The sequence below is a fragment of the Longimicrobium sp. genome (genome assembly GCA_036387335.1).
Lineage (GTDB): Bacteria > Gemmatimonadota > Gemmatimonadetes > Longimicrobiales > Longimicrobiaceae > Longimicrobium.
Genome location: DASVTZ010000098.1, coordinates 1 through 10,840, shown reverse-complemented (window position 1 = coordinate 10,840; position 10,840 = coordinate 1). Strand labels below are relative to the sequence as shown.

Annotated in this window: 12 protein-coding genes; 6 read left to right on the top strand and 6 right to left on the bottom strand. The window is 71.4% G+C overall.

Going from position 1 to position 10,840, the window contains the following annotated elements; all coding sequences use genetic code 11:
* The 4 genes from msrP to VF647_08800 all read left to right on the top strand — a co-directional run.
* On the top strand, nt 1-816 hold an 816-nt coding region (gene msrP, locus VF647_08815; GenBank protein HEX8452185.1), incomplete at its 5' end, for a protein-methionine-sulfoxide reductase catalytic subunit MsrP.
* Nucleotides 817-1,440 carry a protein-methionine-sulfoxide reductase heme-binding subunit MsrQ gene (locus VF647_08810; GenBank protein HEX8452184.1) on the top strand — a complete coding sequence of 208 codons (624 nt, stop codon included), beginning with the start codon at nt 817-819 and terminating at the stop codon, nt 1,438-1,440.
* Between the two features lie 48 nt (nt 1,441-1,488).
* A complete protein-coding gene (locus VF647_08805; GenBank protein ID HEX8452183.1) occupies nt 1,489-1,788 on the top strand; it encodes a hypothetical protein in 300 nt (99 codons plus the stop codon).
* A 70-nt stretch (nt 1,789-1,858) separates the two neighbouring features.
* Complete coding sequence (locus VF647_08800; GenBank protein ID HEX8452182.1) at nt 1,859-3,208, top strand: MATE family efflux transporter; 1,350 nt, start codon at nt 1,859-1,861, stop codon at nt 3,206-3,208.
* A 480-nt stretch (nt 3,209-3,688) separates the two neighbouring features.
* On the opposite strand, the gene VF647_08795 is transcribed toward VF647_08800, so the two are convergent.
* The 4 genes from VF647_08795 to VF647_08780 all read right to left on the bottom strand — a co-directional run bounded on the left by VF647_08795 (nt 3,689) and on the right by VF647_08780 (nt 7,107).
* Entirely contained in the window at nt 3,689-4,459 is a 771-nt protein-coding gene (locus VF647_08795; GenBank protein ID HEX8452181.1) for a DUF2071 domain-containing protein, read from the bottom strand.
* An 88-nt stretch (nt 4,460-4,547) separates the two neighbouring features.
* Nucleotides 4,548-5,381, bottom strand: coding sequence for a transporter (locus tag VF647_08790; GenBank protein ID HEX8452180.1), 834 nt, complete (start codon nt 5,379-5,381; stop codon nt 4,548-4,550).
* Nucleotides 5,382-5,387: 6 nt separating this feature from the next.
* The gene (locus VF647_08785; protein HEX8452179.1) at nt 5,388-6,509 is read right to left on the bottom strand and encodes a thiamine pyrophosphate-dependent enzyme; all 1,122 of its coding nucleotides are present in this window, start codon (nt 6,507-6,509) and stop codon (nt 5,388-5,390) included.
* Between the two features lie 88 nt (nt 6,510-6,597).
* Complete coding sequence (locus VF647_08780) at nt 6,598-7,107, bottom strand: HIT domain-containing protein (protein ID HEX8452178.1); 510 nt, start codon at nt 7,105-7,107, stop codon at nt 6,598-6,600.
* A gap of 177 nt (nt 7,108-7,284) precedes the next feature.
* Between VF647_08780 and VF647_08775 the strand changes: the two genes are divergently transcribed.
* Entirely contained in the window at nt 7,285-7,929 is a 645-nt protein-coding gene (locus tag VF647_08775; protein HEX8452177.1) for a V4R domain-containing protein, read from the top strand.
* A gap of 274 nt (nt 7,930-8,203) precedes the next feature.
* On the opposite strand, the gene arfB is transcribed toward VF647_08775, so the two are convergent.
* Both arfB and VF647_08765 read right to left on the bottom strand, forming a co-directional pair.
* Nucleotides 8,204-8,638, bottom strand: a complete 435-nt coding sequence (arfB, locus tag VF647_08770) for an alternative ribosome rescue aminoacyl-tRNA hydrolase ArfB (protein ID HEX8452176.1) — start codon at nt 8,636-8,638, stop codon at nt 8,204-8,206.
* A gap of 7 nt (nt 8,639-8,645) precedes the next feature.
* Nucleotides 8,646-9,134 (bottom strand): FKBP-type peptidyl-prolyl cis-trans isomerase, encoded by a 489-nt coding sequence (locus tag VF647_08765; GenBank protein ID HEX8452175.1) that lies wholly within the window; start codon nt 9,132-9,134, stop codon nt 8,646-8,648.
* A gap of 175 nt (nt 9,135-9,309) precedes the next feature.
* On the opposite strand from VF647_08765, the gene mpl reads away from it, so the two are divergent.
* On the top strand, nt 9,310-10,743 hold the full coding sequence (gene mpl / locus VF647_08760) for a UDP-N-acetylmuramate:L-alanyl-gamma-D-glutamyl-meso-diaminopimelate ligase (GenBank protein HEX8452174.1): 1,434 nt from the start codon (nt 9,310-9,312) through the stop codon (nt 10,741-10,743).
* Nucleotides 10,744-10,840 lie beyond the last annotated feature (97 nt).

Genomic DNA, 10,840 nt, shown 5'->3' with positions numbered 1-10,840 from the left:
ATCGCGACCGTGGCGGCGCCCGCGTCGCTCGTGGCGTGCGCGGAGGCGGAGGGGGCGCAGGACAAGGCCAATTCGTACGAAGAGATCACGCAGTACAACAACTTCTACGAGTTCGGCACGGACAAGGAAGATCCCGCGCGCCTGGCGCCGCGCCTTCTCAAGACGCGGCCGTGGACGGTCAGCATCGAGGGGCTCTGCCGCAAGCCCGGTCGCTATCCCATCGACACCCTCATCCGCGCAAACCGCGTGCAGGACCGCACCTACCGGCTGCGCTGCGTGGAGGCGTGGTCGCTGGTGGTTCCCTGGCAGGGGATCCCGCTGCGCGACGTGCTCGCCCGCGCCGAGCCCCTCCCGGGTGCGCGCTTCGTGGAGTTCACCACGCTGCACGACCCGCGGCAGATGCCCGGGCAGCAGCGCGGCGTGCTGGAGTGGCCGTACGTGGAGGGGCTGCGCATGGACGAGGCGATGCACCCGCTGACGCTGCTCGCCACGGGGATCTACGGCAAACCGCTCCCGGCGCAGAACGGCGCGCCGCTGCGGCTGGTGGTGCCGTGGAAGTACGGCTTCAAGTCCATCAAGAGCATCGTGCGCATCCGCTTTACGGACCGGCAGCCGCGCACGGCGTGGAACGTGTCCGCGCCCAACGAGTACGGCTTCTACGCCAACGTCAATCCGCAGGTGGACCACCCGCGCTGGAGCCAGGCGCGCGAGCGGCGCATCGGCACCTTTCTGCGCAGGCCGACGCTGATGTTCAACGGCTACGCGGACCAGGTGGCGGGGCTGTACCGCGGAATGGACCTCCGGAGGAACTTCTAGGTGGCACGCGCGCTGGACCGCGCCGCGAAGCCGGCGGCGTGGCTCCTGGGGCTCACCCCGCTCGTCATCCTGGCGACGGGCGGGATCGGGGTGGACCCTATCGAGACGGTGACGCACCTCACCGGCTTCTGGGCGCTCACGCTGCTGATGTCGTCGCTTGCCATCACCCCCCTCAGACGGCTGACGGGGTGGAACGGGATCATCGGCGCGAGGAAGGTGCTGGGGAATTTCGCCTTCTTCTACGCCGTGCTGCACTTCGCCACGTACCTGGTGGACCAGTCGTTCTCCTGGGGCTTCATCGTGGCGGATGTCGTGAAGCACCCGTGGGTGACGGTGGGGTTCACGGCGCTGCTCATCCTGTTGCCGCTGGCGCTCACCTCCAGCCAGCGCGCGATCCGGCGGATGGGAAAACGCTGGCAGAAGCTGCACCGAATGGTTTATGTTGCAGCGGGGCTCGGCGTGCTGCACTTCTTCCTGCTTGTAAAAAAGGATGTTGTGCCGCCGCTGATCTTCGCGGGCGTCTTCGCGGGGCTGATGGCGTTCCGTTACGAGCTGGTCACCGGCAAGCCGAAACGGGCGCCCGCGCGGACGCGTCGCGAAACACCCGCGGTCCGCGTCCCGTAGCAGCCACCGAGCGGCACCCGCACATCCGGAACGAAGAAGGAGAGAGCCATGACCCCCGATCTCGCCCCGATGATCGTCATGACGACCGGGATCATCACCACCGGCGCCGTGCTGATCCTGCGTCCCATCTCCAAGCGGCTGGGGCGTCTGCTGGAGGTGATGGCCGAGCAGCGGCTGAGGCCCGCGCCGCCGCCCCCGCCCGCGGACATGGCGCAGATCCGCGACCTCCTCACCGGGATCGACAACCGGCTCTCGGTGATGGAGGAGCGCCAGGACTTCGCCGAAGCGCTCCTCTCCTCGGGCGAGGGGCGCGTGATCGGGGTGCAGGTGCCGCAGGAGCGCAACTGAGACGCCACGTCCGTCCACACCCGCGAGGGGCTCCGCCGGCCGCGGAGCCCCTTCGCTTTTACGGCAGCCCATGAGCCACGCATTGCGGCGCCGCAGGCGCCTCTTCCTCCACGAAGTCCGCGAGCTGGCGCGGATCGCGGGTCCCATCGTCGTGGCCCAATTGGGCGGGATCGCGATGAACACCACCGACACCATCATGGTGGGCCGCCTGGGCGCCACCGCGCTGGCGGCGGCGGGGATCGCCAGCTCCCTCCAGTTCGCGATGATCGTGGTGTGCAACGGCATCGTGATGGGGATGAGCCCGCTGGTGAGCCAGGCCTTCGGCGCCGGCGACCGCGACGAGTGCCGCCGCGTGCTGGTGCAGGGACTCTGGCTGGCCGCCGCGCTCGCCATCCCGGGCACGCTGCTGTCGGTGTCTGGCCGGCGGGTGTCGCTCCTCCTCGGCCAGGCGCCGGAGGTGGCGCTGCTGGCGGGCGACTACCTGGCCGCGCTCGCCCCCGGGGTGCTGCCGCTCCTCCTCTTCATGGCCTTCCGCCAGTACCTGGAGGGCATGGGCGTGTCGCGGCCGGCGATGTGGCTGAGCTTCGTGGGGGTGACGCTGAACGTGCTGGGAAACTGGGCGCTGATCTGGGGCGTCCCCGGCGTGGTGCGGCCGCTCGGCGTGGTCGGCTCCGGCATCGCGACCTCGGCCGTGCGCTGGGCGATGCTCGCGGGGATGATCGTCTACGTCCTTCGCGCCTCCGGGCTGCACCCGTTCCGCGGCGTGTCGCTGCGGCCGGTGGTCGCGCGGCTGCGGCGGATCACGGGGCTGGGGGTGCCCGTGGGCGCGCAGCTCGGCGCCGAGGTGGGGATCTTTGCCCTCTCCGCGGTAATGATGGGGTGGTTGGGCGCCCTGCAGCTCGCCGCGCACCAGGTGACGATCAGCATCGCCTCCACCACCTACATGGTGCCGCTGGGGGCCAGCATCGCGGGATCGGTGCGGGTGGGGCAGCACGTGGGGGCGGGGAACGCGCGCGGGGTGCACCGCGCCGCGCTGGCGACGTACCTGGTGGCGCTCTCCTTCATGGCGGCGTGCGCGCTCCTCTTCGTGACCTGGCCCGAGGCGGTGGTCGGCCTCTACACCGACGACCCGCGCATCGTCACGCTGGCCAGCACGCTCCTCCTGCTTGCCGCGCTCTTCCAGCTCTTCGACGGCGCCCAGGTCGCCGGCATCTGCGTCCTCCGCGGCGCCGCCGACACGCGCATTCCCATGTGGATCACGCTGCTGGGCTACTGGGGCGTGGGCTTCCCGGTGGCGTACTGGCTGGGCTTCCACACCCCGCTCGCCCACGTCGGCATCTGGGCCGGACTGGTGGCGTCCCTCGCGGTCGTCGCGCTGCTGATGGCGCTGCGGGTGCGGTGGGTGTTGTGGGGGCGGTAGGCCCTCACCCCCGGCTCGTTACACTCGCCTGCCCCCTCTCCCGATAACAGGAGAGGGCTGCGCCCTCGCCGATATCGAGAGAGGGGGCTTGGGTTTGCGAAGGGCCCCCTCCCCCCGGCCCCCTCCCCCGCCTGCGGGGGCGCAGGGCGGGTGAGGGGGAGAACTGCGGGGCGCCCTCACGCAGATCCGGTAGGGGCGCGATTCATCGCGCCCGTGTTCGACGCTGCTCCGACACCCGCGACGACGAACGAATAGCGGTAGGGGCAGACCTGCGTGTCTGCCCACCCTTTCCGCCACCCCGACCTACGCCCTTCGCGCACCCAAACCCGTAGGGGCCGCCCCACGTGGCTGCCCGTGCCCGCCCCGGCCCCACCGCCTGCCACCGCGCACCAACGCACGCAAAACGCCCCTCCCCCAGGCGGTTTTGGGGGAGGGGCCGCGAGGTGACGAGCGGGGGAGGGGGCCCCGCCCCCAGCCCCCCTACCCCGCGTCCCGGTTGAACGCCGGCACCAGCCCTGGCGCCGGTGCGCGCGCTGCGAGCTGGGGCCGCGCGTGCCACTCGTGCGCCAGGTCGCGCATCAACAGGGCGCAGTCGAAGGCGATGGAGCCCTCGGGGAAGCGGGTGCGGTCGTCGAAGAAGCTGCTCTCCACCAGGTCCACGTCCAGCGGCTCCACGCTCCAGTTCTGCGTGCGCAGCTCCATCCCCTCGAAGCCGCCCAGGTCGCGCCGCGGCGAGTAGCCCAGGGCGCCGTGCTGAAAGAAGTCGGAGGCCTCCCAGCGCGACGTGAAGATGGAGCCGGGCGGCAAGGCGTGGCTCACCTGCCCGCGCACGGCGATCCGCGTGGCGCCGTCGCGGCTGCGGACGGCGACGCTCAGGCCGCCGTCCCACTCACGGACTTCGAAGCGGGCGCGCCGGTGCACGCCGGGGAAGAGGCGCCCGCCCGCCAGCACGTTCAGGCCGCTCGACGTGTCGCGCCGCGGCACGTACACGCCTTCGCACACGCCGTCCTCACCGTCCCACTCGACGGCGATGCGGTGGGCGGCGTTCTCGGAGCCGACGCCCACGAGCGCGGGAAGGCCACGCGGACGCACCTCGCGCAGCCGGATCAGGCAGATCCCCGCGACGGCGTGGCCGCGCACCAGCTTGGGGCGAAACGGCGCGGGGAGGATTCCAGCCAGCGCGTCCGGCGCGATCCGGTAGTTCACCAGGACGCGCCGGTCGATCCATCCCGCCACCACGGGTTTCATCATCGCGAGCTTCGGGTGAGGTGCGTGCGCGGATGCGCGCGGCGTCACACAGCGTAGCCCGCAGCGGGGCGGCCCGTCAACACCCGCGTCGTTACGGCCCCCGCCTGGCGAACGCGTGCTCGAAGCTGAGATAGAGGAATACGCTCCGTTCGCCGCTGCTGGGGCCGACGCCGATGGGGAAGGCCAGGCCCGGCACGATCTGGAGGCCGGACGGCAGATCGACGGCGCCGCGCACCCCCGGCGACACCAGGAGCTCGCTCGCCGTCTGCGTGTCGCCCGGGCCCACGACCTCCTGTGCACGCGTCCACGATGCTTCCAGCATGAAGTTGAGCTTCGGCCTCGCCAGCCAGATGATGCTCTGCGCCAGCGTGTAGTCCAGCGCAGCGGCGAGGTTGCCGGCCTCGTCGTGGGCGCGCGGCGTGAGCGTGGCGCCCGCGTTGGAGTGCGCAACGAGCGACGCGGGGAGCTCGGCGCTGAACGGCAGGTTCACCTGCAGCCCCACGCCCCCCGTCCCGCGCCCCTCTCGGCTCGAGCCCGTCGGCAGCAGCAGCGTCAGCCGCGGCGCGAACGCCGTCGATGCGTCCAGCGGCCCGGCTTGATAGCGGTAGTTCAGCGCGACGTCCCCGAGCCCGACGTCGCCGTCCGCGCCTGACGTCGGAATCGTGTAGCTGAGCTGGTGGCGCTGGCTGCGAAACGGCCATTCCTGCGTGAACGCGTACTCCCAGCCCCCACCCTCCGCGCGCGCAAAGGTGTTGATGTGCTGCACCACCCCGCGTTCCTGGTTGTACGCTTCCTCTACCAGGAAGCTGTTGTCCTGGATGGGCGCGGGCGGCCCGGGAGTCTGGGCCGCGGCGGTCGCGCCGGTGGCCAGTAGGAGCAGCAGGAAACGAGGCAGATGGAGCCGAACCGCGCTGGGTGACGCCACGGCGTCTCAGCTCCAGTCGGGCTTGTACGCCGTGCTTCCGGCGTACGCCCCCCGCGCGGCCGTCCCGCCGACCGGCATCGCGCTTTCGCGGCTGCGGAGCGCTTCCTCGGCGGCGGCTTCGACCTCGGCGGAGACGTCGGACTCGATGGACTCAAGCCGGGAGCGGTCGATGCCCTCGTCCACAAGCCAGGTTTCGAACATCCCGATGGGGTCGCGTCGGCCCCACGTCTGGAAGAGCTCAGGCTCGAAGAGGGCGCGTGCTTCGCGCTCGTCGTGCGTGGCGTGGCCGCCCATGCGAAAGGTCTCGGCCACCAGCAGCGTGACCCCCTCGCCGGCGCGCGCCCGGTCCGCGGCCAGGCGCGTGGCGGCGAAGGCGTCCAGCACGTGGTTCCCGTCGAAGATGGCGCCCGCCACGCCGTACATCGCCGGCCAGTCATGAAAGGAGCCGGCGGCGTGCACTTTGAGCCGCGTGCCCAGGGCGATCTGGTTGTTCTGGATGATGAAGAGGGCGGGGAGGCGGCGCACGGCGGCCAGGTTGATTCCCTCGTGGAACGCCGCCGTCTTGGTGGAGCCGTCGCCGATCCAGGTGAGCCCCACGCGGTCCTCGCCGCGGATCTGGAAGGAGAGCGCCACCCCCGCGATCACCGGCACCACGTCGCCCACGTGCGAAATGGGGGCGAGGACTCCGTACTCCAGGTCGCCCACGTGCAGGTCGCGCCCGCCAGCGGGGGCGTCGCCCGCGCCCAGGTAGGTGCGGAAGATGTCGGCCACGGGCATCCCGAACTCGTGGCAGGCGCCGCAGTTGCGGATCATGGGCGCCACCACGTCGCGCCCCGGCCCGGACCTGCGCAGCGCGTGCACCGGCCCGATGGTGGCCGCCTCCTCGCCCACGCCGAGCCACGCCTTGGAGATCACCCCGCTCTTGACCCACCGCTTGAGCGCGATCTCGTGCAGGCGGTTGCGCAGCAGGCCGGCGTACATGGCGAGGAGATCGTCTTCCGCCAGCGCACGCACGACGGCGCCGCGCTCCGGGTCCGCATCGATGCGCGCGCGGAAGTCGCGCATCGTGTCGGGGTCCGGCTGCCAGTTCTGATACTCGGGCGGGTCGTACGCGGCGAAGCGCTTCATGGTACGCGGTGGTAGCGTGGCGTCAGGAGGAGCGCCGGGAGCATACGCCCGCCTTCCGCGCCGCGCAATCCTGCGACAGCGGTGCGGTTTACCGCGGCAGGCCGGCCTCCACCGGGAGCGTCGGCTCGGCGGGCATGGCGGCTTCGGCGTCGCTCTCGTCGTGGATGGAGCGGCTGATGTGCGTCGCCATCACGTCCAGCTCCGAGCGCGACGGGATCTCGGCGTCCGGGTTGGGAAGCTGAAGGGGGAAGGGCGCCCCGTGCGGCACCGGGATCAGGTGCAGGTGGAAGTGGAAGACGTCCTGCCCGCCATCAGCCCCGTTGGGGGAGAAGAGGTTGACCGCGCGGCACCCCGTGGCGCGCCGCAGCCCAGGAAGGATGCGCTTCGCCACCGCGAAGGTGCGCGTCGCCAGCTCCTCCGGCACGTAGAAGAGGTTCTTGTAGTGCGCCTTGGGCACCACCAGCACGTGCCCCCGGTGCAGCGGCTGCACGTCCAGAAAGGCGATCACCTCTTCGTCCTCGTGGATGATGCTCACCGTCTCGTCGCCGCCGATGATGCGGCAGAAGACGCAGGTGGGGTTCTGGTTGGGATCGGCCACGCCGCCCTCCGGTCGCTCGCGGGAATGGAGAAGGTGCGCGGCGTTGCGGGCCGCGCTTTCGGCCGCGCGGGTTTGCAAGAGGCAGGCCCGCCCCGCCGCGGCGCGAGGGTTGCCAGCGACCCCGCGCACGGGCGAGATTGGCGCCGCGGTTCGCCGGACCACACTTCCACGCGCACGATGCCCAAGACGCAAGCCATCCGCGGGGCCACCGAGAGCACGCCCAGCGTGACCCCCCTCTTTCCGCTGCTCCTGCTGGAGACCCTCCGCGACATGGACCGTCCGGAGGAGGTGCTGGAAGGGGAGGACCTTACGGCCAGCATGCCGCGCCGCCTGGGCTTGAGCGACGTGGTCTACGTGCAGATCCACCGCTTCCGCGAGGAGGTGCGCCGCAAGCGCCTGCAGTCCGCCGCCACGGTGGAGGACCTGATCCGCCTGGTGATCAAGCGCCACGACGCCGACGCGATCTTCCAGGAGGCGGGGCGGCGGGTGGCGCGCCGATTCTGGCAGGAGCGCTCCAGGGCCGCCCGCCGCCTGGTGCGCCTCCTTCCCCCCGCCCTGGCCCTGCGCAGCGCCCGCAACGCCGCCCGGCGCCTCTTCCGGCAGATGCAGGGCACGGCGTGGCTGGAGGTGCGCGGCAAGCCCCCCACGGTGCGCATGGTGAGTCCCATGACCTTTCGCGCGGACCCCGGCGGCGCCGCCTGCGCCTTCTACGCCGGCGCCCTCTCCGAGCTCCTGCGCGAGTACACCGGCAAGGACCACGACGTCGCCCACCTCCACTGCCAGTCCCAGGGCGCCGACGCGTGCGAGTGGGGGACGGGGTGAGGGGTGGGGGAACCTGGGCGAGTAAACTCGCGGCAACAACAGCACAAAGTCCGCCCGCGCGGACTCGCGGGCGAGATCCCGGCCGGGCCAGGAAGGTAGGGGCGCGATCATCGCGCCCGTCCTCGGCGTTTCGGGACGTTCGCGTTCGGCACAGATCCCGTAGGGGCAGCCCCGCGTGGCTGCCCGTGCCCGGCCGTGCGCCGCAGCCCGCCTCCAGGAGCGAACCAATCCGTCGCTCGAAAACGCACTAACGCACTAACGCACTTCCCCTTCCTCACTCCTCGATCGGCCCCGACCTCATCTTCTTCACCTGCGAGCGCTGCTTCTTGGCGCGCAGCCTCGCCTCGGCGGCGCCGCGGGGCGGGCGCGTCTTTTTGCGCTTCTTGGGGACGACCAGCGCCTCGCGCAGCAGGTCGGCGAAGCGGCCGGTGACGGCTTCCTTGTTCTGATGCTGGCTGCGGTGCTCGCTCGCGGCCAGCAGGAGCGTCCCCTCGCCGCTGATGCGGTTGGCGAGCTTGGTACGGATCAGCTCGCGCTGCTCCTCGGTGATGCTGGGGGATGCGCCCACGTCCCACACCAGCTCCACGCGCGTGGAGCTGGTGTTGACGTGCTGGCCGCCGGGACCCCCCGAACGCGTGGCGCGGTAGGTCAGCTCCGAACGGGGGATCCACAGCCCATCGTTGACCGCGATCAGGCCATCGTCGCTCATCGGGAGGTTACGGCGCCTCCACCTGCTGCACCCGCACGTCGAAGATCAGGGTGGAGTTGGCCGGGGCCCCCGCGAACAGCGGCGGGCGCGCGGCCAGCGCCTGCGGGCCGTACCCCAGCCCGGGGGGGACGATCAGCCGCCGCTGCCCGCCCGCCTTCATCCCGATGAGCCCTTCCTCGAAGCCCGGGATGAAGCGCTGGCCTTCGCGTCCCAGCTCGAAGGTGAGCGCCTGGCCCGTCTCCAGGCTGTCGACCACGGCGCCGCTCTGCAGCATCAGGACGTAGCGCAGGCTCACGCCCCGGCACGACACCAGGGCCGGGCCGGTTCCCGCCTGCAGCTCCAGGTAGCGGAGGCCGCTGGCGGTGGTCACCGTGTCGCCGTTGGTGCGAGCCACGGTGCTGGTGATCTCCTCGCACTGCGGAACGAGCGGGTCGTTCTCGCAGGCGGCCGCGACGGCGCACAGGGCCGCGAAGGCAAGGAAGTAGCGAGCTCGCATGGGTCCTCGGGGGAAACGAAGAAGGTGAAGGGGCGCCCGGGGCGCAGGCCCGGCCATGGACGCCAGAACCGGGCCGGAGGCCGGGGCACGCTCCTCGCAACGGCGTGCGTCCGCAAACCGCCAGCCTGCAAGGAAACGAATGAACCGACCGCCCGTCAATACCCCGAGCCCCCCGGTGCGCGCCGCAGCGCCCCGCCACTACCACCTGATCGGCATCGCCGGCACCGCCATGGCTTCGCTGGCCGGGCTGCTGCGCGCCGCCGGCCACACGGTCACCGGCTCGGACGAGAACGTGTACCCGCCCATGTCCGACCAGCTCCGCGAGCTGGGGATCCGCTACGCCGAGGGGTACGGCGCGGCCAACCTGGAGCCGCGGCCGGACTGGGTGGTGGTGGGGAACGCCATCTCGCGTGGCAACGAGGAGCTGGAAGCGGTGCTGGACCGGCGCCTCCCCTACACGTCGGCCGCGGCCACGATCAAGGAAGAGTTCCTCCGCGCCCGAATGCCGCTGGCGGTGGGGGGGACGCACGGCAAGACGACCACCACCTCGCTGCTGGCGTGGGCGCTGGAGTCGGCGGGGCTCAATCCGTCGTTCCTCATCGGCGGCGTGGCGGAGAACTTCGGGACCTCCTTTCGCCTCACCGACTCCCCCTGGTTCGTGATCGAGGCCGACGAGTACGACACCGCGTACTTCGACAAGGGGCCGAAGATGTGGCATTACCTCCCCTACGCGGCCATCGTCAACAACGCCGAGTTCGACCACGCGGACATCTACCGCGACGAGGAGGCGTACCGCTTCGCCTTCGCCCGCTTCATCAACCTCGTGCCCCGCAACGGCACGCTGGTGGCCGGCTGGGACTCGCCGATGGTGCGCGACCTGGCGCCGAAGTCGTTCGCGCCGATCGAATCGTTCGGTTATGTGGAGGGCGAGGTATCCGCCGGCGGCGAGCACCCGCGCTGGACGGCGCGCGGCGTGGAGTTCGGGCCGGAAGGGACGCGCTTCACCGCCGTGCACGACGGCGAGGAGTGGGGCGTGGTGGAGACGCCGGTGACGGGCGCCATCAACGTGCGCAACATCCTGGCGGTGATCGCCGTCGCCGACTTCATCGGCGCCGACCGGGCCGGGGTGCTCGAGGGGCTGCGCACCTTTCGCAGCGTCAAGCGGAGGATGGAGGTGCGCGGCGAGGCGCGCGGCGTCACCGTGGTCGACGACTTCGCCCACCACCCCACGGCGGTGCGCGAGACCATCGAGGCGATCCGCCAGCGCTTCCGCGGCCGCCCGATCGTGGCCGTCTTCGAGCCGCGCTCGTACACGGCGCAGCGGCGCGAATTCCAGGACTCGTACCGCGACGCCTTCGCCGCGGCGGACCGGGTGGTGCTGGCGGGGCTCTTCCACCCCGAGCGCTACACCGAGGACACCGCGCTCAACCCCAACGAGCTGGTGGCCGCCTGGCGCGCCGCCGGCAAGCCCGCCGACTTCATCCCCGACCCCGACGAGATCGTCCGCCGTCTGGTGCCCGAGCTCAAGGGGAACGAGGTGGTGCTGGTGATGAGCAACGGCGGCTTCGGCGGCATCCACGGCAAGCTGCTGGACGCCCTCGCCGGCTGACGCAACACTTTCACGGACAGAAGCGGGGCTCCCGGACGATTCGGGAGCCCCGCCGCGCTTGCCGCGAACGCCGGCATTAGGCCAACATGTGTAGGGG

What these genes read in the sequence shown, in the direction of transcription:
- VF647_08805 (HEX8452183.1), top strand. Translation starts at nt 1,489, where the DNA reads ATGACCCCCGATCTCGCCCCGATGATCGTCATGACGACCGGGATCATC.
- arfB (HEX8452176.1), bottom strand. Translation starts at nt 8,638, where the DNA reads ATGAGCGACGATGGCCTGATCGCGGTCAACGATGGGCTGTGGATCCCC.
- VF647_08785 (HEX8452179.1), bottom strand. Translation starts at nt 6,509, where the DNA reads ATGAAGCGCTTCGCCGCGTACGACCCGCCCGAGTATCAGAACTGGCAG.
- VF647_08765 (HEX8452175.1), bottom strand. Translation starts at nt 9,134, where the DNA reads ATGCGAGCTCGCTACTTCCTTGCCTTCGCGGCCCTGTGCGCCGTCGCG.
- VF647_08795 (HEX8452181.1), bottom strand. Translation starts at nt 4,459, where the DNA reads ATGATGAAACCCGTGGTGGCGGGATGGATCGACCGGCGCGTCCTGGTG.
- VF647_08800 (HEX8452182.1), top strand. Translation starts at nt 1,859, where the DNA reads ATGAGCCACGCATTGCGGCGCCGCAGGCGCCTCTTCCTCCACGAAGTC.
- VF647_08775 (HEX8452177.1), top strand. Translation starts at nt 7,285, where the DNA reads ATGCCCAAGACGCAAGCCATCCGCGGGGCCACCGAGAGCACGCCCAGC.